Source organism: Escherichia sp. E4930, assembly GCF_005845405.1.
In the GTDB taxonomy this organism is placed as follows: domain Bacteria; phylum Pseudomonadota; class Gammaproteobacteria; order Enterobacterales; family Enterobacteriaceae; genus Escherichia.
On the sequence record NZ_VCDZ01000002.1, the window covers coordinates 116,756 to 137,706 of the forward strand.

At 51.0% G+C, this 20,951-nt stretch carries 20 protein-coding genes and 1 tRNA gene; 16 read left to right on the forward strand and 5 right to left on the reverse strand.

What is annotated here, in order from left to right; all coding sequences use genetic code 11:
* Positions 1-46: 46 nt before the first annotated feature.
* Together ghrB and FFT88_RS01670 are read right to left on the reverse strand one after the other, a co-directional pair.
* Positions 47-1,021, reverse strand: a complete 975-nt coding sequence (gene ghrB, locus FFT88_RS01665) for a glyoxylate/hydroxypyruvate reductase GhrB (protein WP_135405336.1) — start codon at positions 1,019-1,021, stop codon at positions 47-49.
* 103 nt (positions 1,022-1,124) lie between these two features.
* Positions 1,125-1,784 (reverse strand): OmpA family lipoprotein, encoded by a 660-nt coding sequence (locus FFT88_RS01670; RefSeq protein WP_000747625.1) that lies wholly within the window; start codon positions 1,782-1,784, stop codon positions 1,125-1,127.
* A gap of 152 nt (positions 1,785-1,936) precedes the next feature.
* Between FFT88_RS01670 and bisC the strand changes: the two genes are divergently transcribed.
* Positions 1,937-4,270 carry a biotin sulfoxide reductase gene (bisC, locus tag FFT88_RS01675; protein ID WP_135405339.1) on the forward strand — a complete coding sequence of 778 codons (2,334 nt, stop codon included), beginning with the start codon at positions 1,937-1,939 and terminating at the stop codon, positions 4,268-4,270.
* On the opposite strand, the gene FFT88_RS01680 is transcribed toward bisC, so the two are convergent.
* Together FFT88_RS01680 and tag are read right to left on the reverse strand one after the other, a co-directional pair.
* Positions 4,239-4,679 (reverse strand): N-acetyltransferase, encoded by a 441-nt coding sequence (locus FFT88_RS01680; RefSeq protein WP_130222999.1) that lies wholly within the window; start codon positions 4,677-4,679, stop codon positions 4,239-4,241. The two genes, bisC and FFT88_RS01680, sit on opposite strands and share 32 nt — an antisense overlap.
* Positions 4,679-5,239: a DNA-3-methyladenine glycosylase I gene (tag, locus tag FFT88_RS01685; protein WP_130216268.1), complete on the reverse strand. Its 561-nt coding sequence runs from the start codon at positions 5,237-5,239 to the stop codon at positions 4,679-4,681. The genes FFT88_RS01680 and tag overlap by 1 nt, the downstream gene beginning before the upstream one ends.
* A 157-nt stretch (positions 5,240-5,396) precedes the next feature.
* On the opposite strand from tag, the gene FFT88_RS01690 reads away from it, so the two are divergent.
* The 12 genes from FFT88_RS01690 to FFT88_RS01750 all read left to right on the forward strand — a co-directional run bounded on the left by FFT88_RS01690 (position 5,397) and on the right by FFT88_RS01750 (position 18,108).
* Positions 5,397-6,095, forward strand: a complete 699-nt coding sequence (locus FFT88_RS01690) for an autotransporter outer membrane beta-barrel domain-containing protein (protein WP_135405341.1) — start codon at positions 5,397-5,399, stop codon at positions 6,093-6,095.
* A 228-nt stretch (positions 6,096-6,323) separates the two neighbouring features.
* Positions 6,324-7,526 carry an MFS transporter gene (locus tag FFT88_RS01695; protein WP_130216272.1) on the forward strand — a complete coding sequence of 401 codons (1,203 nt, stop codon included), beginning with the start codon at positions 6,324-6,326 and terminating at the stop codon, positions 7,524-7,526.
* Positions 7,527-7,802: 276 nt separating this feature from the next.
* Positions 7,803-9,494, forward strand: a complete 1,692-nt coding sequence (gene eptB / locus FFT88_RS01700) for a kdo(2)-lipid A phosphoethanolamine 7''-transferase (protein ID WP_135405344.1) — start codon at positions 7,803-7,805, stop codon at positions 9,492-9,494.
* A 91-nt stretch (positions 9,495-9,585) separates the two neighbouring features.
* A tRNA-Pro gene (locus FFT88_RS01705) sits at positions 9,586-9,662 on the forward strand.
* Between the two features lie 744 nt (positions 9,663-10,406).
* On the forward strand, positions 10,407-12,014 hold the full coding sequence (gene dppA / locus FFT88_RS01710; protein WP_001222870.1) for a dipeptide ABC transporter substrate-binding protein DppA: 1,608 nt from the start codon (positions 10,407-10,409) through the stop codon (positions 12,012-12,014).
* Between the two features lie 307 nt (positions 12,015-12,321).
* Positions 12,322-13,341: a dipeptide ABC transporter permease DppB gene (gene dppB / locus FFT88_RS01720; protein WP_000938853.1), complete on the forward strand. Its 1,020-nt coding sequence runs from the start codon at positions 12,322-12,324 to the stop codon at positions 13,339-13,341.
* 9 nt (positions 13,342-13,350) lie between these two features.
* A complete protein-coding gene (gene dppC, locus FFT88_RS01725; protein WP_130258811.1) occupies positions 13,351-14,253 on the forward strand; it encodes a dipeptide ABC transporter permease DppC in 903 nt (300 codons plus the stop codon).
* A 10-nt stretch (positions 14,254-14,263) separates the two neighbouring features.
* Positions 14,264-15,247, forward strand: a complete 984-nt coding sequence (gene dppD / locus FFT88_RS01730; protein ID WP_135405349.1) for a dipeptide ABC transporter ATP-binding protein — start codon at positions 14,264-14,266, stop codon at positions 15,245-15,247.
* Complete coding sequence (gene dppF, locus FFT88_RS01735) at positions 15,244-16,257, forward strand: dipeptide ABC transporter ATP-binding subunit DppF (protein WP_130260125.1); 1,014 nt, start codon at positions 15,244-15,246, stop codon at positions 16,255-16,257. Before dppD ends, dppF begins: the two co-directional genes overlap by 4 nt.
* A gap of 224 nt (positions 16,258-16,481) precedes the next feature.
* Entirely contained in the window at positions 16,482-16,805 is a 324-nt protein-coding gene (locus FFT88_RS01740) for a helix-turn-helix transcriptional regulator (protein ID WP_135405352.1), read from the forward strand.
* On the forward strand, positions 16,790-17,101 hold the full coding sequence (locus FFT88_RS01745; RefSeq protein ID WP_130210092.1) for a HipA N-terminal domain-containing protein: 312 nt from the start codon (positions 16,790-16,792) through the stop codon (positions 17,099-17,101). Before FFT88_RS01740 ends, FFT88_RS01745 begins: the two co-directional genes overlap by 16 nt.
* The gene (locus FFT88_RS01750; protein WP_135405354.1) at positions 17,101-18,108 is read left to right on the forward strand and encodes a HipA domain-containing protein; all 1,008 of its coding nucleotides are present in this window, start codon (positions 17,101-17,103) and stop codon (positions 18,106-18,108) included. The genes FFT88_RS01745 and FFT88_RS01750 overlap by 1 nt, the downstream gene beginning before the upstream one ends.
* A gap of 16 nt (positions 18,109-18,124) precedes the next feature.
* Here the strand turns inward: FFT88_RS01750 and FFT88_RS01755 are convergent, their stop codons facing one another.
* On the reverse strand, positions 18,125-19,396 hold the full coding sequence (locus FFT88_RS01755) for an amino acid permease (protein ID WP_135405357.1): 1,272 nt from the start codon (positions 19,394-19,396) through the stop codon (positions 18,125-18,127).
* Between the two features lie 475 nt (positions 19,397-19,871).
* On the opposite strand from FFT88_RS01755, the gene FFT88_RS25225 reads away from it, so the two are divergent.
* The 3 genes from FFT88_RS25225 to FFT88_RS01780 all read left to right on the forward strand — a co-directional run bounded on the left by FFT88_RS25225 (position 19,872) and on the right by FFT88_RS01780 (position 20,944).
* On the forward strand, positions 19,872-19,979 hold the full coding sequence (locus FFT88_RS25225; protein ID WP_074399497.1) for a type I toxin-antitoxin system toxin Ldr family protein: 108 nt from the start codon (positions 19,872-19,874) through the stop codon (positions 19,977-19,979).
* A 374-nt stretch (positions 19,980-20,353) separates the two neighbouring features.
* Positions 20,354-20,461: a type I toxin-antitoxin system toxin Ldr family protein gene (locus FFT88_RS01775; protein WP_002431793.1), complete on the forward strand. Its 108-nt coding sequence runs from the start codon at positions 20,354-20,356 to the stop codon at positions 20,459-20,461.
* A 375-nt stretch (positions 20,462-20,836) separates the two neighbouring features.
* Positions 20,837-20,944, forward strand: a complete 108-nt coding sequence (locus FFT88_RS01780; RefSeq protein ID WP_002431793.1) for a type I toxin-antitoxin system toxin Ldr family protein — start codon at positions 20,837-20,839, stop codon at positions 20,942-20,944.
* Positions 20,945-20,951: the final 7 nt, after the last annotated feature.

Genomic DNA, 20,951 nt, shown 5'->3' on the forward strand with positions numbered 1-20,951 from the left:
AGTAAAAGCCCGAGAGATTTTCGGGCTTTTCTTCACGCAGTCGCGGTTATTCCGCGACTTGCGGGTTCACACAGTTCTTCTCGACATTCCCTTGTAACGCATTAATCAAATTATCCACCGCACAGGCGGACATGCCATAACGCGTCTCATGAGTAGCAGAACCAATATGTGGGACTGCGACGACATTTGCCATTGAGAGCAGCGGTGAATCTACTGACAGTGGCTCTTGTTCGAAGACATCCAGTCCGGCGGCGTGAATTTCCCCTTTCTGCAATGCCGCAATCAGTGCATTTTCGTCAACCACCGGTCCACGTCCTGCATTAATGAAGATGGCGGAGGATTTCATTTTGGCGAATTGTTCAGCGCCAAACAGGTGATGCGTTTCTTCAGTTAGCGGCAGGATCAGGCAAACGAAATCAGATTCTTGTAACAGCGTATCCAGATCGCAATAACGGGCGTTAAAGCGTTCTTCCGCTTCTTTATGGTGGCGGCGAGCGTTATAGAGGATAGGCATGTTGAAGCCAAAGTGCGCCCGTTGTGCCAGTGCCATGCCGATCCGTCCCATCCCGACAATGCCAAGAGTTTTATGATGCACGTCGCTGCCGTACCAGTCCGGGCCAATGCTCGCGGTCCATTCGCCTGCTTTTACGCGTTCTGCTACCTCGACAACCCGACGCGCGGTACACAGCATCAACGCCATCAGCGTATCGGCCACCGTTTCCGTTAATACGGTTGGCGTATGCATTAGCAGGATTTTTCGGGCGGTAAGCGCATCGACATCGAAATTGTCGTAGCCTACAGAGATAGTTGATGTGGCACGCAGTTTCGGCATTTTGTCCAGCAACGCGGCATCAACATTTTCATTTGAACCTAACAAGCCCTCGGCTTCGGCAAAAATTTCCGCGTTTTGCGCAACGGTCTGTGGAGTGAGGTCTGTCACCTGGTGAACGGTGAAATGTGCTTGCAGGCGTTGTAGTAAATCATCAGGTAAGGCTTTGTAGAGGATAACGGACGGCTTCATGCTTCTCTCCATTCACTGATAAGGCGATCACCTTAGCCTGAAAAATGAAGCAGGAAAACCTAAGAATACCAGGTGATTGAATCACCACCTGGCATGAAAGTGATTACAGCGGGCTTAAGGTAATTTCTACGCGACGGTTTTGGGCTTTGCCTTCTGCGGTGCTGTTGCTGGCGATCGGGTTAGCCGGGCCAAGACCCTGAGTACGAATACGGCTGGCGTCAACGCCCTGGGTAATCAACGCGCTGGCAACGGAATCTGCACGCTGCTGCGACAGACGCATGTTCAGGTCATGACCGCCAGTGCTGTCGGTGTAACCAATCACGTTAACCGCCGTTTTCGGGTACTCTTTCAGTACCATTGCAACACCGGTCAGAGTGTTAGCACCTGCTGGTTTCAGAGTGGCGCTGCTGCTGTCGAAGGTCACATTGTTCGGCATGTTGAGGATAATGTTGTCCCCACTGCGCGTTACGCTAACGCCTGTGCCGCGCATTTTGTCGCGCAGTTTCGCTTCCTGCACATCCATGTAATAGCCAACGCCGCCGCCCAGTGCCGCGCCTGCTGCTGCGCCAATCAGTGCGCCTTTACCACGATCTTTCTTCGAAGAAGAGAGTGCGCCAATGCCCGCGCCAACGAGAGAGCCCAGACCCGCGCCAATAGCAGATTTACCCGCTTCGCGTTCGCCGGTGTAAGGGTTAGTTGTACAGCCAGATACCGCCAGAGCGCCACTCACAACGGCGGCAATAAGATAAACACGTTTCTTCATTGTTAATCCTTAATAACCTTTTTATTCTTTGCCACGGGTTTCGTGGCGGAAGATTATGCCGTGTGAACATGAAGATTATTCCTGGGAATACTCGGAAATTTGTAAGTAATATTTAACTGCTCAATACATCTAACTTTTCAGGAGCCTTCGGTTTGGCCAACTCATCCTCACGTTATTCTGTTCTGACTGCCGCCCACTGGGGACCAATGCTGGTTGAAACCGACGGTAAAACAGTTTTCAGCTCGCGTGGTGCGTTAACCACAGGAATGGAAAACTCCTTGCAGAGTGCGGTTCGCGACCAGGTTCATAGCAATGCGCGGGTGCGATTTCCGATGGTGCGTAAAGGCTTTCTTGCGTCACCAGAAAATCCACAAGGGATTCGCGGGCAGGACGAATTTGTTCGCGTGAGTTGGGATGAGGCACTGGATCTTATTCACCAACAACACAAACGCATTCGCGGAGCTTATGGTTCAGCGTCGATTTTTGCCGGTTCCTACGGCTGGCGTTCAAATGGCGTGCTGCATAAAGCGTCAACCTTGTTACAACGCTATATGGCGCTGGCAGGCGGCTATACCGGCCATCTGGGGGATTATTCGACTGGCGCAGCACAGGCGATCATGCCGTATGTTGTGGGTGGCAGCGAAGTTTATCAGCAGCAGACCAGCTGGCCGCTGGTGCTTGAACATAGCGATGTGGTGGTGCTGTGGAGTGCTAACCCTCTAAATACACTGAAAATTGCGTGGAATGCGTCTGATGAGCAGGGGCTTTCTTACTTTTGTGCACTGCGTGACAGTGGGAAAAAGCTGATCTGCATTGATCCCATGCGATCGGAAACCGTTGATTTCTTCGGCGATAAAATGGAATGGGTAGCACCGCATATGGGAACAGATGTGGCGCTGATGCTAGGGATCGCCCATACGCTGGTGGAAAACTGCTGGCACGACGAAGAGTTTCTGGCACGTTGTACTATCGGCTATGACGCCTTCGCTTCTTATTTACAGGGCGAGAGTGATGGCATAGCGAAAACTGCCGAATGGGCGGCGGAGATTTGTGGTGTTCCGGCAGATAAAATCCGCGAACTGGCGGCTATTTTCCATCAAAATACCACTATGCTGATGGCAGGATGGGGAATGCAGCGTCAGCAGTTTGGCGAGCAAAAGCACTGGATGCTCGTCACGCTGGCGGCAATGTTGGGGCAAATCGGTACACCAGGTGGCGGTTTTGGGCTTTCTTATCATTTTGCCAACGGTGGTAATCCCACGCGCCGTGCTGCGGTACTTTCATCCATGCAGGGCAGTTTGCCGGGTGGTACGGATGCGGTAGATAAAATCCCCGTTGCCCGTATTGTCGAGGCGCTGGAAAACCCTGGTGGCGCGTATCAACACAACGGCATGAACCGACATTTCCCGGATATTCGTTTTATCTGGTGGGCGGGCGGTGCCAATTTTACACATCATCAGGACACTAATCGTCTGATTCGTGCCTGGCAAAAACCGGAACTGGTGGTCATTTCAGAATGCTTCTGGACGGCGGCGGCGAAACATGCCGATATCGTCCTGCCTGCAACCACGTCTTTTGAGCGTAACGATCTCACCATGACCGGAGATTACAGCAATCAGCATCTTGTTCCGATGAAACAAGTCGTGCCGCCGCGTGACGAAGCGCGTAATGATTTCGACGTCTTTGCTGAATTAAGCGAACGTTGGGAGAAGGGTGGCTACGCGCGGTTTACGGAAGGGAAAACTGAGCTGCAATGGCTGGAAACTTTTTATAACGTCGCCCGACAACGAGGGGCAAGTCAGCAGGTTGAATTACCATCGTTTGACGCGTTTTGGGAAGCAAACCAATTCATTGAGATGCCGGAAAACCCAATCAGCGAACAGTTTATCCGGTTTGCTGATTTTCGCCGCGACCCACAGACGCATCCGTTAAAAACGGCCAGTGGTAAGATTGAAATCTTCTCGCAGCGTATCGCGGATTACGGTTACCCGGATTGTCCGGGGCATCCCATGTGGCTGGAGCCGGATGAGTGGCAGGGCAATGCCGAACCGGAACAGTTGCAGGTACTTTCTGCCCACCCCGCACATCGTTTGCACAGCCAGCTAAATTACAGTTCTCTGCGTGAATTATATGCGGTGGCAAACCGTGAACCTGTCACCATTCACCCTGATGATGCACGAGCGCGAGGCATAAAAGAGGGCGACACGGTACGAGTGTGGAACTCGCGCGGGCAAATTCTTGCCGGCGCAGTCATTAGCGAAGGTATTAAACCTGGCGTGATTTGCATTCACGAAGGGGCATGGCCCGATCTGGATTTAACCGCTGGCGGCATTTGTAAAAACGGCGCTGTGAACGTGTTGACGAAAGATCTCCCCAGCTCGCGGCTGGGGAATGGATGCGCGGGTAACACGGCGTTAGCGTGGCTGGAGAAATACACTGGCCCGGAACTGCCACTTACGGCGTTTGATCCGCCTGCCAATCCATAATCCAGGTGGGAAGTTGGGTTTCTTCCTGCCAGGCGCAGTCGACAATATGGAATCCTTGCGCATGGTAGAAATTTATCGCGGGCTGGTTTTTCTGGTAAACCTCCAACAATAAATGGGGATGGCGTTGTTGCACATGTTGCATCAGCGCCTTACCAATACCGCGCCTGACGGCCTTTGGTGCGACAAACATCGCAGCTAAAAATCGTCCTTCCATCACGCTGACAAAACCGAGAAGCTTGCCATCTTCTTCCCACACCCAGTTTTGCGCGTTGGCAAGATAAGCATCACGCACCAGTGGAATGCAGTCACGCCAGTAGCTTTCTTCTATGAAAGGATGTCCCCAGGTTGTACTTTCCAGCCATAATTCAAGGATCGCAGGTAATTCCAAACGTTGCGCTTCTCGAATCATTATTTCCTCCCCGGATGGCAACAGCAGCCAACGACATGATCGTTCACCAGTCCGCATGCCTGCATAAAGGAGTAACAAATCGTCGTACCAACAAATTTGAAGCCGCGTTTTTTCAGTGCTTTGGAAAGCGCATCAGAGGCGGGTGTTGAGGTGGGGATTTCGCTCAACGTTTTGGCTTGTGTCACCTGTGGTTGATGGTTTACGAACGACCAGACAAAGTCGGCAAACGGTTCGCCGTTCTGCTCCATTTGCAGGTATGCCCGTGCGTTACCAATTATCGCCTGAATTTTCCCACGATGGCGGATAATCCCGGCATCAAGCACCAGTCTTTCAACGTCCTCTTCCTGCATAGCCGCGACTTTTACCGGATCGAACTGATGAAAACAGGCGCGATAGTTTTCACGTTTTTTGAGAACGGTAATCCAGGATAACCCTGCCTGTTGTCCTTCAAGGCAGATCATTTCGAATAGTTTATTACTATTGGTTTCAGGCACGCCCCACTCATTATCGTGGTAGGCAATATAAAGCGGGTCCTGACTCACCCAGCCGCAACGTTCCATACTTTCCCTCGCTATGTACCAGATCGTAAATATTTCACCCTCTTGTCTTGACGCATCGGTGAAAAAGTCAATATTTAATACAGGGCTAAGATGCCCGATATCCTACATACAATGACAATAATATTGCCGAATTCGGCTCTTCCCTGGAGTCGTGTTAATGATCATAAAAAAATGCGGTGGTCGCTGGCACTTAAGTCTGCTGGCGAGCGTGGTAATCAGTTCTTTTTTTCTCAACACAGCTTACGCCTGGCAGCAAGAATATATCGTTGATACGCAACCAGGACATACCACTGAGCGTTATACCTGGGATAGCGATCACCAACCGGACTACAACGATATTTTGTCGCAACGTATTCAAAGTAGCCAAAGAGCGCTGGGACTGGAAGTTAATCTGGCGGAAGAAACCCCTGCGGATGTGACCAGCAGTATGAGTATGGGCTGGAACTTTCCTTTATATGAGCAGGTTACAACGGGTCCAGTCGCCGCATTACATTACGATGGCACAACCACCTCCATGTATAACGAGTTTGGTGACAGTACTGCAACGCTGACTGATCCGTTATGGCATGCCAGCGTCAGTACGTTAGGCTGGCGTGTTGATTCCCGGCTTGGCAATTTCCGTCCCTGGGCGCAAATCAGCTACAACCAGCAATTTGGTGAAAATATCTGGAAGGCTCAATCAGGCCTAAGTCGCATGACGGCGACAAATCAGAATGGTAATTGGCTTGATGTGACCGTAGGAGCCGATATGTTGCTTAACCAACATATTGCCGCCTATGCCGCGTTATCCCAGGCGGAGAATAGTGCCAATGATAGTGATTATTTGTATACCATGGGCGTGAGTGCCAGGTTTTAACGTATTTGTTACAACTATGGGCTACTAATAACAACCATTGCAATGATAGTGTGTGCTAACTGACCAAATAATTATTGCGGTGAATATTTGTCACGTCATTCATTCCTGAACTAAGGCATTTCATTCCGTTTTGATGGCATTTCATGCCGTTTTTTCCCCTGCATAAAATGCACTTCGTTATGTTTGTCGGCAGAGAATTTTCCTTTTTACTACCGCAGGAATACTGCCATGACACCTTCAAACTATCAGCGTACGCGCTGGCTTACCCTTATCGGTACCATTATCACCCAGTTTGCGCTGGGGTCAGTTTATACCTGGAGCCTGTTTAATGGCGCGCTCTCTGCCAAACTGGATGCGCCGGTCAGTCAGGTTGCTTTCTCCTTCGGCCTGTTGAGTCTGGGACTGGCAATTTCTTCTTCTGTTGCTGGCAAGTTACAGGAACGTTTTGGTGTCAAGCGCGTCACAATGGCTTCCGGTATTCTGCTGGGGGTAGGTTTCTTCCTTACCGCGCATTCCAACAGCCTAATGATGCTGTGGTTAAGCGCCGGTGTGCTGGTTGGTCTGGCAGATGGTGCGGGTTATCTGCTGACCCTTTCTAACTGCGTGAAGTGGTTCCCGGAGCGTAAAGGTCTGATCTCCGCATTCGCCATTGGTTCTTATGGCCTGGGAAGCCTGGGGTTCAAATTCATCGACACACAATTGCTGGAAACGGTCGGTCTGGAAAAAACCTTTGTAATTTGGGGCGCGATTGCGTTGGTGATGATTGTCTTTGGCGCGACGTTAATGAAAGATGCGCCGAAACAGGAAGTGAAAACCAGTAATGGCGTAGTAGAGAAGGACTACACCCTGGCAGAGTCTATGCGTAAACCGCAATACTGGATGCTGGCGGTGATGTTCCTCACGGCCTGCATGAGCGGTCTGTATGTGATTGGTGTGGCGAAAGATATTGCTCAGAGCCTGGCGCATCTTGATGCAATTTCCGCGGCCAACGCAGTAACGGTTATTTCTATTGCTAACCTTTCTGGTCGTCTGGTATTGGGCATTCTGTCTGACAAAATCGCCCGTATCCGCGTCATCACTATTGGACAGGTGATTTCGCTGGTGGGTATGGCGGCCCTGCTGTTTGCACCATTGAATGCAGTGACGTTCTTTGCAGCAATTGCCTGCGTGGCGTTTAACTTCGGTGGCACAATTACCGTTTTCCCGTCACTGGTCAGTGAGTTCTTCGGTCTCAATAACCTGGCGAAAAACTACGGCGTGATTTATCTCGGCTTCGGTATCGGTAGTATCTGCGGTTCGATTATCGCCTCACTGTTTGGCGGCTTCTATGTGACTTTCTACGTCATTTTTGCCCTGCTGATTCTGTCATTGGCGCTTTCAACGACCATTCGCCAGCCAGAGATCAGAGTGTTGCGCGAAGTACATGGTTGAGTTTAGCGACAGGTTTTAGACTTGTCCTGAGATTAAAAGGGCCATAAAGCTGGCCCTTTAAAGCGTTCAATTACCACATAAGTCTCCTTTCATACTTGTATTTTTGTAAATTTGTGCTTCAAGTACACTCTTTCCCCACACTTTTTCCCTTTGCTGTGGTCTACTTATCAGCGTGTGCAGATTTTCCTTATCTGACGACCTTCGCACTTTTCCCTTGCCTGGCTTGAAAGGCCATAATGCAGGGTGTTATCACCTGTTTTTCCAGGGTTTGTTTGCATGAGATATATCAAAACGATAACGCAGCAAAAGCTAAGTTTTTTGCTCGCTGTCTATATCGGTCTGTTTATGAATTGCGCAGTCTATTTCCGTCGGTTTGACGGTTACGCGCATAACTTCACTTTTCTTAATGGCGTCTCGGCGGTTATCGAACTGGCAGGGACGGTTCTGGCAACCTTCTTCTTTTTACGTTTAATTTCACTCTTTGGCAGAACGGCCTGGAAAGTGCTGGCTTCATTGCTGGTGCTGATTTCTGCCGGGGCCAGCTACTACATGACATTTATGAATGTCATGATTGGCTACGGGATTGTCGCTTCGGTGATGACCACCGACATCGACCTGTCGAAAGAAGTGGTTGGCTGGACGCTTATCGCATGGGTTGTACTGGTGAGTATTATCCCGTTGCTATTTATCTGGATGAACCGTTCACAAGACTCCTTCTTGCGTCAGCTTTGTACCCCGAAAACTCGCTGGCGTAGTGCGCTTACCGTGCTTTTGGCGGGCTTGTTGGTATGGGGTCCAATTCGTCTGATGGATGTAGTGCAAAAGCGTGCAGACCGTATGGCCGGAGTGGATATGCCGAGCTACGGTGGCGTGCTGGCGAACTCTTATTTGCCTTCGAACTGGCTTTCTGCGTTGGGGCTGTATGCCTGGGCGCAAGTGGATGAATCGTCAGACAATAGGTCGCTGATGAATCCGGCAAAAAAATTCACCTATACCCCGACGCAAAATCTCGACGATACCTATGTGGTTTTCATTATTGGCGAAACTACGCGTTGGGATCATATGGGGATGCTGGGCTACGAGCGCGATACCACGCCGAAGCTGGCCAAAGAGAAAAACCTGGTGATGTACCGTGGTTATTCTTGTGATACCGCGACTAAATTATCACTACGCTGTATGTTTGTGCGTGAAGGTGGAACGGAAGATAACCCACAACGTACGCTTAAAGAGCAGAACGTATTTGCGGTTCTCAAACAGCTGGGCTTTAGCTCTGATTTATACGCCATGCAGAGTGAGATGTGGTTCTACAGCAACACCATGGCTGACAACATTGCCTATCGCGAGCAAATTGCAGCAGAGCCGCGTAACCGTGGGAAAGCGGTGGACGATATGTTGCTGGTCAATGAGATCGAGCGTTCTCTGGAGAAAAAACCAGAAGGTAAGCATCTGATTGTGCTGCATACCAAAGGGTCACACTACAACTATACTCAACGTTACCCTCGTGAGTTTGCCCAGTGGAAGCCAGAGTGCTATGCCATTGACCGCAAATGCCCACGAGCGCCGATGATTAACTCATATGATAACTCCATCACCTATGTTGATCATTTTATCGACACGGTTATCGACAAATTCCGCGATAAGAAGGCCATTATTTTCTATGCAGCGGACCACGGTGAGTCAATTAACGAGCGTGAGCACTTGCATGGCACACCACGCGAATATGCGCCACCGGAGCAGTTCCGCGTACCGATGATGGTCTGGATGTCGGATAAATATCTGGAGAATCCGGCCAACGCGCAGGCATTCGCGCAATTGAAGAAAGAAGCGGACATCAAAGTGCCACGCCGTCATGTAGAACTGTACGACACCATTTTAGGTTGCCTTGGTTATACTTCACCGGACGGTGGTATCAACGAAAACAACAACTGGTGTCGAATCCCTCAGGCGAAGAAGGCAGAAGCTAACTAAATGCACTGCTGAGTTTCTCGCCGATCAAAAGGCATTTTGCTATTAAGGGATTGACGAGGGCGTATCTGCGCAGTAAGATACGCCCCGCATTCGGTGATTGGCGCAGCCTGGTAGCGCACTTCGTTCGGGACGAAGGGGTCGGAGGTTCGAATCCTCTATCACCGACCAAATTCGAAAAGCCTGCTCAGCGAGCAGGCTTTTTTGCATTTGTAGCCCATGAGGATGAGAACCTCCGGGGGCAGGGAGGTTCGACTCGACGTAGGCCTGATAAGACGCGGCAGCGTCGCATCAGGCAACGGCACCGCACTTATTGTCGGATGCGGCGTGAACGCCTTATCCGACCTACACACCACACATTTCCCTGCCAAATTTGCGCCTCATATCTCACTATCCATTAACGGATTTGTGACAGAAACCATTGTCTTTTTTTATATTTGCTTAAATCTTTTTTTGCGTTACTTATGGCTGGCGCTGGCATTTTCAGCTGTGCGTTTTAGCGTTCATGGTATTAATCGCTCAGATATCCACCTTTTCCTCAGATTTTTTTCATTAAATGCATAAAACTTAATCACCAATTGTTGCTAAATATTAAGCTGATTGTTCTGGTTATGTTGGCGTAGCACAAATTTCTCTGCTGCAAATAGTTGTTTGAAGTTTTTTTAATCTTTGTTTGTGGATTCTCACCGTTGGTGTAAATCCCGGTGGGCTGTATTGACGTTTTCACATTCTGTTGACAGATTGTAGGTCACGAGGGGCATTTTATGGAGGATCCGCACTGTAACACTGATGTTAATTAGTACGGCATCCCCACCTCATAACGTTGACCCGACCGGGCAAAAAACAAAAAAGGTCAGGCAGCGACAACCCACTGCAAAGGGTTAAAACAACAAACATCACAATTGGAGCAGAATAATGCGTATTTCCTTGAAAAAGTCAGGGATGCTGAAGCTTGGTCTCAGCCTGGTGGCTATGACCGTCGCAGCAAGTGTTCAGGCTAAAACTCTGGTTTATTGCTCAGAAGGATCTCCGGAAGGGTTTAACCCGCAGCTGTTTACCTCCGGCACCACCTATGACGCCTCTTCCGTCCCGCTTTATAACCGTCTGGTTGAATTTAAAATCGGCACCACCGAAGTGATCCCGGGCCTCGCTGAAAAGTGGGAAGTCAGCGAAGACGGTAAAACCTATACCTTCCACCTGCGTAAAGGTGTGAAGTGGCACGACAACAAAGAATTCAAACCGACGCGCGAACTGAACGCCGATGACGTGGTGTTCTCGTTCGATCGTCAGAAAAACGCGCAAAACCCGTACCATAAAGTTTCTGGCGGCAGCTACGAATACTTCGAAGGCATGGGCTTGCCGGAGCTGATCAGCGAAGTGAAAAAGGTGGACGACAACACCGTTCAATTCGTGCTGACTCGCCCGGAAGCGCCGTTCCTTGCTGATCTGGCAATGGACTTCGCCTCTATTCTGTCAAAAGAATATGCAGACGCGATGATGAAAGCCGGTACGCCGGAAAAACTGGACCTCAACCCAATCGGCACCGGCCCGTTCCAGTTACAGCAGTACCAGAAAGATTCCCGTATTCGCTATAAAGCGTTTGATGGCTACTGGGGCACCAAACCGAAGATCGATACGCTGGTCTTCTCTATTACTCCTGACGCTTCCGTGCGTTACGCGAAATTGCAGAAAAATGAATGCCAGGTAATGCCGTACCCGAACCCGGCAGACATCGCTCGCATGAAGCAGGATAAATCCATCAACCTGATGGAAATGCCGGGGCTGAACGTCGGTTATCTCTCGTATAACGTGCAGAAAAAACCACTGGATGACGTGAAAGTTCGCCAGGCTCTGACCTACGCAGTGAACAAAGATGCGATCATCAAAGCGGTTTATCAGGGCGCGGGCGTAGCAGCGAAAAACCTGATCCCGCCAACCATGTGGGGCTATAACGATGACGTTCAGGACTACACCTATGATCCTGAAAAGGCGAAAGCCTTGCTGAAAGAAGCGGGTCTGGAAAAAGGTTTCTCCATCGACCTGTGGGCTATGCCAGTACAACGTCCGTATAACCCGAACGCTCGCCGCATGGCAGAGATGATTCAGGCTGACTGGGCGAAAGTCGGCGTGCAGGCCAAAATCGTCACCTACGAATGGGGTGAGTATCTCAAGCGCGCGAAAGATGGCGAGCACCAGACGGTAATGATGGGCTGGACTGGCGATAACGGGGATCCGGATAACTTCTTCGCCACCCTGTTCAGCTGCGCCGCCTCTGAACAAGGCTCCAACTACTCAAAATGGTGCTACAAACCGTTTGAAGATCTGATTCAACCGGCGCGTGCCACCGACGACCACAACAAGCGCGTTGAACTGTACAAACAAGCACAGGTGGTGATGCACGATCAGGCTCCGGCACTGATCATCGCTCACTCCACCGTGTTTGAACCGGTACGCAAAGAAGTTAAAGGCTATGTGGTTGATCCATTAGGCAAACATCACTTCGAAAACGTCTCTATCGAATAATTAAAAGCCATACAAGACTGATGGCAAAGGCAAAACTGCCTGATGCGCTCCGCTTATCAGGCCTACGAAAATTCTGCAATGTATTGAGTTTGCACGATTTTGTAGGCCGGATAAGGCGTTAACGCCGCATCCGGCATAAACAAAGCGCACTTTGTCAACAATCTGTATACCCGGTGGCGCTGTGCCTCTGCGTGCAGCGCCACCCGGCAGCAATACTTCATTCCCTGCCCAGCCAGGGCGGGAATTGATTTGTGAGCAATACAGACACGCAGTTCCAGGCTGTGGGTCACTACAGAGAATCCGGGTTATGTTGCAGTTTATTCTCCGACGTTTGGGACTCGTCATCCCCACGTTTATCGGTATTACCCTTCTCACATTTGCCTTTGTCCACATGATCCCGGGCGATCCGGTGATGATCATGGCGGGTGAACGTGGGATCTCCCCAGAGCGTCACGCGCAATTGCTGGCAGAACTCGGCTTAGATAAACCGATGTGGCAGCAGTATCTCCATTACATTTGGGGCGTTATGCATGGCGATCTAGGCATTTCAATGAAAAGCCGCATCCCGGTTTGGGAAGAGTTCGTGCCGCGCTTTCAGGCCACGCTGGAACTTGGCGTCTGCGCGATGATTTTTGCGACCGCGGTCGGCATTCCGGTTGGCGTGCTGGCGGCGGTTAAACGCGGTTCCATTTTCGATCACACAGCGGTTGGCCTGGCGCTGACAGGTTATTCAATGCCTATCTTCTGGTGGGGCATGATGCTGATCATGCTGGTTTCAGTGCACTGGAACCTGACGCCCGTCTCCGGTCGCGTGAGCGACATGGTGTTCCTCGATGATTCCAATCCGTTAACTGGTTTTATGCTGATCGACACCGCCATCTGGGGTGAAGACGGTAACTTTATCGATGCCGTCGCCCATATGATCCTGCCCGCGATTGTGCTGGGTACGATACCGCTGGCGGTGATTGTGCGTATGACGCGCTCCTCGATGCTGGAAGTGCTGGGTGAAGATTATATCCGCACCGCGCGCGCCAAAGGGCTGACCCGCCTTAGGGTGATTATCGTCCACGCGCTGCGTAACGCCATGCTGCCGGTGGTAACTGTTATTGGCCTGCAGGTGGGAACATTGCTCGCAGGCGCGATTCTGACCGAAACCATCTTCTCGTGGCCCGGTCTGGGGCGTTGGTTGATTGACGCACTGCAACGCCGTGATTATCCGGTAGTGCAGGGCGGCGTATTGCTGGTGGCGACGATGATTATCCTCGTCAACCTGCTGGTCGATCTGCTGTACGGCGTGGTGAACCCGCGTATTCGTCATAAGAAGTAAGGGGACATCATGTCACAGGTTACTGAAAATAAAGTGATTAGCGCACCGGTGCCGATGACCCCTTTACAGGAGTTCTGGCACTATTTTAAACGCAACAAAGGCGCGGTCGTCGGGCTGGTTTACGTCGTCATCGTGCTGTTTATCGCGATCTTTGCCAACTGGATTGCGCCGTATAACCCGGCGGAACAGTTCCGCGATGCACTGCTCGCCCCGCCAGCCTGGCAGGAAGGCGGCAGCATGGCGCACTTGCTCGGTACAGATGACGTCGGTCGTGACGTTATGTCGCGCCTGATGTACGGCGCGCGCTTGTCGCTGCTGGTCGGCTGTCTGGTGGTGGTGTTATCGCTGATTATGGGCGTTATTCTCGGCCTGATCGCCGGTTACTTCGGCGGCCTGGTCGATAACATCATCATGCGCGTGGTCGATATCATGCTGGCGCTGCCAAGTCTGCTGCTGGCACTGGTGCTGGTGGCGATTTTCGGCCCGTCGATTGGTAACGCCGCGCTGGCGCTAACCTTCGTTGCCTTGCCGCACTATGTGCGCTTAACTCGCGCCGCCGTGCTGGTGGAGGTGAATCGCGATTACGTCACCGCGTCTCGCGTGGCAGGTGCCGGGGCGCTGCGCCAGATGTTTATCAATATTCTTCCCAACTGCCTTGCACCGTTGATTGTTCAGGCGTCGCTCGGTTTCTCTAACGCCATTCTCGATATGGCTGCTCTTGGTTTCCTCGGCATGGGGGCGCAGCCGCCAACACCGGAGTGGGGCACCATGCTCTCCGATGTGTTGCAGTTCGCGCAAAGCGCCTGGTGGGTCGTTACCTTCCCGGGTCTGGCGATCCTGCTGACGGTGCTGGCATTTAACCTGATGGGTGACGGTCTGCGTGACGCGCTCGATCCCAAACTGAAGCAGTAAGAGGTTCGAGATGGCGTTATTAAATATAGATAAATTATCGGTGCATTTCGGCGACGAAAGCGCACCGTTCCGCGCCGTAGACCGCATCAGCTACAGCGTAAAACAGGGCGAAGTGGTCGGGATTGTGGGTGAGTCTGGCTCTGGTAAGTCGGTCAGTTCACTGGCGATTATGGGGCTGATTGATTATCCGGGCCGCGTGATGGCAGAAAAACTGGAGTTTAACGGCCAGGATTTGCAGCGTATCTCGGAAAAAGAGCGCCGCAATCTGGTGGGTGCCGAAGTGGCAATGATCTTCCAGGACCCGATGACCAGCCTTAACCCGTGCTACACCGTGGGTTTCCAGATTATGGAAGCGATTAAAGTGCATCAGGGCGGCAACAAAAGTACCCGCCGTCAGCGGGCGATTGACCTGCTGAATCTGGTCGGTATTCCCGATCCGGCATCGCGTCTGGATGTTTACCCGCATCAGCTTTCCGGCGGCATGAGCCAGCGCGTGATGATTGCGATGGCGATTGCCTGTCGGCCAAAATTGCTGATTGCCGATGAACCGACTACCGCGCTGGACGTGACCATTCAGGCGCAAATTATCGAACTGCTGCTGGAGCTACAGCAGAAAGAGAACATGGCGCTGGTATTGATTACCCATGACCTGGCGCTGGTGGCGGAAGCGGCGCATAAAATCATTGTGATGTATGCCGGTCAGGTGGTGGAAACGGGTGATGCCCACGCCATCTTCCATGCGCCGCGTCATCCGTATACTCAGGCATTGCTACGCGCGCTGCCGGAATTTGCTCAGGACAAAGAACGTCTGGCATCGTTGCCTGGCGTCGTTCCCGGCAAGTACGACCGCCCGAACGGCTGCCTGCTTAACCCGCGCTGCCCCTATGCCACTGACAGATGTCGCGCTGAAGAACCGGCGCTGAATATGCTCGCTGACGGGCGTCAGTCCAAATGCCATTACCCACTTGATGATGCCGGGAGGCCGACACTATGAGTACGCAAGAGGCCACCTCGCAACAACCGCTGTTGCAGGCTATCGACCTGAAAAAACATTACCCGGTGAAGAAAGGTATGTTCGCGCCGGAACGTCTGGTGAAGGCGCTGGATGGCGTTTCGTTTAACCTTGAACGTGGCAAAACGCTGGCGGTAGTAGGTGAATCTGGCTGCGGTAAATCGACCCTCGGTCGGTTGCTGACGATGATTGAAACACCTACCGGCGGTGAACTGTATTACCAGGGGCAGGATCTGCTCAAGCACGATCCGCAGGCGCAGAAGCTGCGTCGGCAGAAAATCCAGATCGTCTTCCAGAATCCCTATGGTTCGCTGAATCCGCGTAAAAAAGTCGGGCAAATTCTTGAAGAGCCGCTGCTGATTAATACCAGCTTAAGCAAAGAACAGCGTCGGGAAAAAGCCTTGTCGATGATGGCAAAAGTTGGCCTGAAAACCGAGCATTACGACCGCTATCCGCATATGTTCTCCGGCGGTCAGCGTCAGCGTATCGCCATTGCCCGTGGTCTGATGCTCGACCCGGATGTGGTGATTGCCGATGAACCGGTTTCTGCGCTGGACGTCTCGGTGCGTGCGCAGGTGCTCAACCTGATGATGGATTTGCAGCAAGAGCTGGGGCTTTCTTACGTCTTCATCTCGCATGACCTGTCGGTGGTGGAGCACATTGCTGATGAAGTGATGGTGATGTACCTGGGCCGCTGCGTGGAGAAGGGAACGAAGGACCAAATCTTCAATAACCCACGTCATCCGTACACCCAGGCACTGCTCTCTGCGACGCCGCGCCTGAACCCGGACGATCGCCGCGAGCGCATCAAACTCACCGGTGAACTGCCAAGCCCGCTGAATCCACCGCCGGGCTGCGCCTTCAACGCCCGCTGTCGTCGACGCTTCGGCCCCTGCACCCAGTTGCAGCCGCAGCTAAAAGACTACGGCGGTCAACTGGTTGCCTGCTTTGCTGTTGATCAGGATGAAAATCCGCAGAAGCCAGCGGTATAACCCACCCGATGAGACCGGTTTTCATGCTGGTCTCATGTCAAATATGACCCTCTTGTGCTTTAACTATCACTTATAGATCTTTTGTGACCATTTTTGTTGTCAATGGATTATATATGAGCTAAATTATAATCATTAATAAAAAATGGTTCATTTATGATGCTTAACGAATTTATCTGACCATAAATGATCTTTTTTTTGTCTTTTATCAATTGAAAGGTTCTTTAATGATCTACACGGTGTCACAGAATCTGGCTCAAGAGTTGAAAGCGATCGGCGACCAGCTCCAGGAGTTGCAGAAGAAACTTATCCAGGGGTCGAATATTAGTCAACCACGCCCCCTCCGGACCATTGAGACTCCCCGTCATTTGGGGGAAAAACTGAACGCACGGCGCAAAGAATTGGGCATTGATTTATACACCCTTGAACTACAAACGGGGATCTCAACGTCCACGTTAAAGCGACTTTTTAAGGATCCTGAACAGGTTAAATTCGGCAGTGTGTTTGCGGTGGCGAACGTTCTTGGAGTGAAACTATGCATCGACGAGTGAAAGTGTTGCTCTATGGTCAGGTAGTGGGTGAACTCTCTCAGAACGACAGTGGTTTTTTGTTCCAGTACGCCCCGGATTACCACGGACCGGCAATCTCAATCAGTCTGCCCGTCGCACAGCGTCAGTTTCCCAGTGAGACGTTGCATCCTTATTTTGCCTCACTGGCGCCAGAAGGATGGCTGCGTCAACGCTACAGCCAGATACAGCACCGTGACGAAAACGATCCGCTGGGAATGCTTATTGATAACGGCAAGAATCTGCTGGGGGCAATCCAGATTTTACCTTGGGAGGAATAATGGCGAATTGTCGCATTCTGTTAACGCCGCTGAATGAACGTGACGAACAGCGCGGATATTCGACACAGGGGTTGAAGCGCCTGAGCGGCACTGCAAAATTGAATCCTCGGCTGGGGTTTACGCGAACTCAGTTTGTGCAGGAACTTCCGCGTCAACAAAAAGGGATGAGTATTTCCGGTTACCAGCCCAAATTGCAATTAGTGCTGGATGATGGAGAGTTCCGCGTCGTAGATCATCAGGGAAATTTTATCCTTAAGCCCTCTCCAGCCGACTTTCCCGGTTTGGCCGAAAATGAACACGCAACAATGACATTGATGTCTCGTTTGGGATTTGACGTACCTGTGCATGGCCTGCTGAGTTTTGCACCACAATCAGAGGAGGAGCTTGAATACGCGTTTGTTATCCGGCGCTATGACCGGGATGACAAGGGGCAGCCAGTGCATCAGGAGCAACTTGATGGCGCGATGCAGATTACAGATAAATATGGCAAAACGGGAAATGATAACGAGCAATACGTCAGCTATGAAACGCTGGCCCGATTTTTAATTGCCCATGTTAACGACAACATCGCATTTAAAATCGATCTCTTTCGTCGCATTGTTTACGCCTGGTTGCTGGGTAATAACGACATGCATTTACGAAACTTTGGCTTAGTGTACTCCGATGGTTTGATGCCAGCGTTAGCGCCGGTGTATGACTTTGTTTCTGTCGCTCCCTATCCGGAATATTTTCACTCAAACTATCTGGCGCTGCCGTTATTGATGCGAGAAGAAGGCGGTCGGGAATTGGCTCCTGGATTTGACAGTGGTTATGGCGAGTATATCGGGCAGGACTTTTTGCTGTTGGGTGAATCGATGGGATTAGCGCCCAGATTGCTGGAAAAACTCTTTCAGGATATACGTAAAGAAAATGCCATTGTTATGGAAACGTATGAACAGTCCTTTATGATTCAGGATCATGTCCAGGCTGTACTGAAATGCTATCGACATCGTCTGGGGCTGCTGTGAGCAGCCCCCGTTACTTTTATTCAATCAGCTTCAACAGCGGCGAAAAGCACAGCAAAATGCCATAAAACAGGATAAGCCATGTTTTTAGCCCGCGTAGTTTTTTCAGTTGTGAAACTTTAGAGATCAGGAAAAACGGAATCAGGCACGACACAATGCCATACAACGGGCTTCCTAACTGAAAGAACACCAGCACCGATACACGAAACGAAACCCAAATCGTCAACGTAATGACGATAAAAGCGCAAATTGCCAGAGTCAGCATACGCGAGTTAATTTTCTGGGTATCAATAATACGGCTTAACAGATTGAGAATAATGCCTTTAATGGCCTCGTGGAAACCGAGATAAATGCCAAAGAATGCGGTCAGTACGGCAAAGATATTCAGCACCGTAGAGGTGATATGAATGATATGCCCGGGGATCACCTGCGCGGCTAGTGCCAGTGCCGAGATATTTTGTTCAAAGGCAGAAACGGCTTCTTCGTGGCTAATTGAGAAGGTAAACGAAAAGGCAAAAAACAGGATCACCGCGATGAGCGTGATATAGCTAATCCGGTGGGTACGCAGCGCGAGCCGAGTTGCCAGTACTTTATCTGTTTCCCGTTTACGATAGGCAATATTCATCGGGTTAAGCACCTGAATAAATACCGCAGAGAAGAAACAAAATGGAATGGTGAGCAGGACGTCGCGGAAAAATATGGAGGCTTGTGGGAAGGCGGTTATATTGGCGAAATTCCAGTGCGGGATCATCGCAAAACCGAACACGACAATAATGCCGACTTTGACCACCACCATTGGCCCGGAGATCTTAAATAGCAACCTTTCACCACCAGACGCAATCGCCACCAGTACGGCGAAAATAGCGACTTTATAAAGTAGAGATTGTGAAAGATCGGCATCGGTTAAACCGAAGGTTTTCAGGTATGAGGCGCTGTCGAAAACCACGGAGAGAGAGTAGATAAAAATCCCGTGGATAATCATCAAAAAGTAGATAACCCCGAGGAAAATTCCCCAGTTTTTGCCCAGGTAATGACTGATAATATCTGTATAGTCATTACAGGAATCACTTTCTGAAAGTGTCTTTAAATAAATGTCCTGCACTATCCAGGTTGCCGGATAAGCAATGATTGCAGCGGTAATAAATACCCAAATCCCCTTCAGGCCAATTTGTACCGGCATCAGCACGGTTCCGGCACCAATCGCCATTCCTATACATAATAAAACCCAGCCGAAGTCGTAGCGCGTAAACGGCAATTTGTGATCGTGTAATGGTTGTGTGTTGTGCTGCATAAAGTCCTGTCCAGAAAGAAGTCAGCCTCGTAAAAATGAATAACCCCAGCTTCTCTTGCGCAACTGGTAGAGAAGTTGAATACGCAGTGTGTAACGAATGAGACAACAGATTCACTGGGGAGATTGCGAGGAGGCGCAATTCTACAAAATTGCGCATTTCACTACCAGTCTGGAGTCAGCTCGGATATGAACTGCAACTATTGTAAACAAAGAAATTAAGCTGGAAGGCATCACGCAGTGAGGAAAATTGCCAGATGCTGACGGTAAAACGCAATCGTAGAATCAGCGGCAAGCCGGAAGGATTCCGGTGAGGCGCAATGTTGCGGGGGTTTTATCCCTGGTGGCATTGGTTGCTGGAGAGAGAAAACCCCCGCACGTTGCAGGTATGCACCTGACAACATCACGGGGGCCATTCTTGAAACTAGACGACTCAAGGATAGCCGCGAAACGTTGTCATTACAACAGAGGCGGCTATATGACGCTCGCAGAGTTGAGCATGGCCTTCTGGCACGATTTAGCGGCTCCGGTCATTGCTGGCATTCTCGCCAGCCTGATCGTGAGCTGGTTGAATAAGCGGAAGTAATATGCGACGCGGGCGTCAGGCTGCCGTAATGGCAATTTGCGCCCGGACCAGGCCGCAGGGGTGAAACTCTGCGGCCTTTTTCGTAAGAAAAATGCAACGGTTGCAAGCGGATAATATTCTGCGGAATGCGCAGCACAGAGTGAAGAATTGACGGATTCCGGAGCAGAAAAACAATCGTAGAATCAGCGACAAGCCGGAAGATTCCGGTGAGGCGCAATGTTGCGGGGGCTTTATCCCTGGTGGCATTGGTTGCTGGAGAGAGAAAACCCCCGCACGTTGCAGGTATGCACCTGACAACATCACGGGGGCCATTCTTGCATCTAGACCATTCAAGAATAGCCGCGAAACGTTGTCATTACAACAGAGGCGGCTATATGACGCTCGCAGAGTTGGGCATGGCCTTCTGGCACGATTTAGCGGCTCCGGTCATTGCTGGCATTCTTGCCAGCCTGATCGTGAGCTGGCTGAATAAGCGGAAGTAATATGCCATGCGGGCGTCAGGCTGCCGTAATGGCAATTTGCGCCCGGACCAGGCCGCAGGGGGGAAACTCTGCGGCCTTTTTCGTAAGAAAAATGCAACGGTTGCAAGTGGATAATATTCTGCGGAATGCGCAGCACAGAGTGAAGAAGTGATGGATTTCGAAGCACAAAAATGGTCGTAGAATCAGCGGCAAGCCGGAAGGTTCCGGTGAGGCGCAATGTTGCGGGGGGCTTGATCCCTGGTGGCATTGGTTGCTGGAGAGAGAAAACCCCCGCACGCTGCAGGTATGCACCTGACAACATCACGGGGGCCATTCTTGAACCTAGACCACTCAAGGATAGCCGCGAAACGTTGTCATTACAACAGAGGCGGCTATATGACGCTCGCAGAGTTGGGCATGGCCTTCTGGCACGATTTAGCGGCTCCGGTCATTGCTGGCATTCTCGCCAGCCTGATCGTGAGCTGGCTGAATAAGCGGAAGTAATATGTCA

Coding starts and splice junctions, on each gene's coding strand:
- ghrB (WP_135405336.1), bottom strand. CDS start 1,021: ATGAAGCCGTCCGTTATCCTCTACAAAGCCTTACCTGATGATTTACTA.
- FFT88_RS01670 (WP_000747625.1), bottom strand. CDS start 1,784: ATGAAGAAACGTGTTTATCTTATTGCCGCCGTTGTGAGTGGCGCTCTG.
- FFT88_RS01680 (WP_130222999.1), bottom strand. CDS start 4,679: ATGATTCGAGAAGCGCAACGTTTGGAATTACCTGCGATCCTTGAATTA.
- tag (WP_130216268.1), bottom strand. CDS start 5,239: ATGGAACGTTGCGGCTGGGTGAGTCAGGACCCGCTTTATATTGCCTAC.
- FFT88_RS01690 (WP_135405341.1), top strand. CDS start 5,397: ATGATCATAAAAAAATGCGGTGGTCGCTGGCACTTAAGTCTGCTGGCG.
- FFT88_RS01695 (WP_130216272.1), top strand. CDS start 6,324: ATGACACCTTCAAACTATCAGCGTACGCGCTGGCTTACCCTTATCGGT.
- eptB (WP_135405344.1), top strand. CDS start 7,803: ATGAGATATATCAAAACGATAACGCAGCAAAAGCTAAGTTTTTTGCTC.
- dppA (WP_001222870.1), top strand. CDS start 10,407: ATGCGTATTTCCTTGAAAAAGTCAGGGATGCTGAAGCTTGGTCTCAGC.
- dppB (WP_000938853.1), top strand. CDS start 12,322: ATGTTGCAGTTTATTCTCCGACGTTTGGGACTCGTCATCCCCACGTTT.
- dppC (WP_130258811.1), top strand. CDS start 13,351: ATGTCACAGGTTACTGAAAATAAAGTGATTAGCGCACCGGTGCCGATG.
- dppD (WP_135405349.1), top strand. CDS start 14,264: ATGGCGTTATTAAATATAGATAAATTATCGGTGCATTTCGGCGACGAA.
- dppF (WP_130260125.1), top strand. CDS start 15,244: ATGAGTACGCAAGAGGCCACCTCGCAACAACCGCTGTTGCAGGCTATC.
- FFT88_RS01740 (WP_135405352.1), top strand. CDS start 16,482: ATGATCTACACGGTGTCACAGAATCTGGCTCAAGAGTTGAAAGCGATC.
- FFT88_RS01745 (WP_130210092.1), top strand. CDS start 16,790: ATGCATCGACGAGTGAAAGTGTTGCTCTATGGTCAGGTAGTGGGTGAA.
- FFT88_RS01750 (WP_135405354.1), top strand. CDS start 17,101: ATGGCGAATTGTCGCATTCTGTTAACGCCGCTGAATGAACGTGACGAA.
- FFT88_RS01755 (WP_135405357.1), bottom strand. CDS start 19,396: ATGCAGCACAACACACAACCATTACACGATCACAAATTGCCGTTTACG.
- FFT88_RS25225 (WP_074399497.1), top strand. CDS start 19,872: ATGACGCTCGCAGAGTTGAGCATGGCCTTCTGGCACGATTTAGCGGCT.
- FFT88_RS01775 (WP_002431793.1), top strand. CDS start 20,354: ATGACGCTCGCAGAGTTGGGCATGGCCTTCTGGCACGATTTAGCGGCT.
- FFT88_RS01780 (WP_002431793.1), top strand. CDS start 20,837: ATGACGCTCGCAGAGTTGGGCATGGCCTTCTGGCACGATTTAGCGGCT.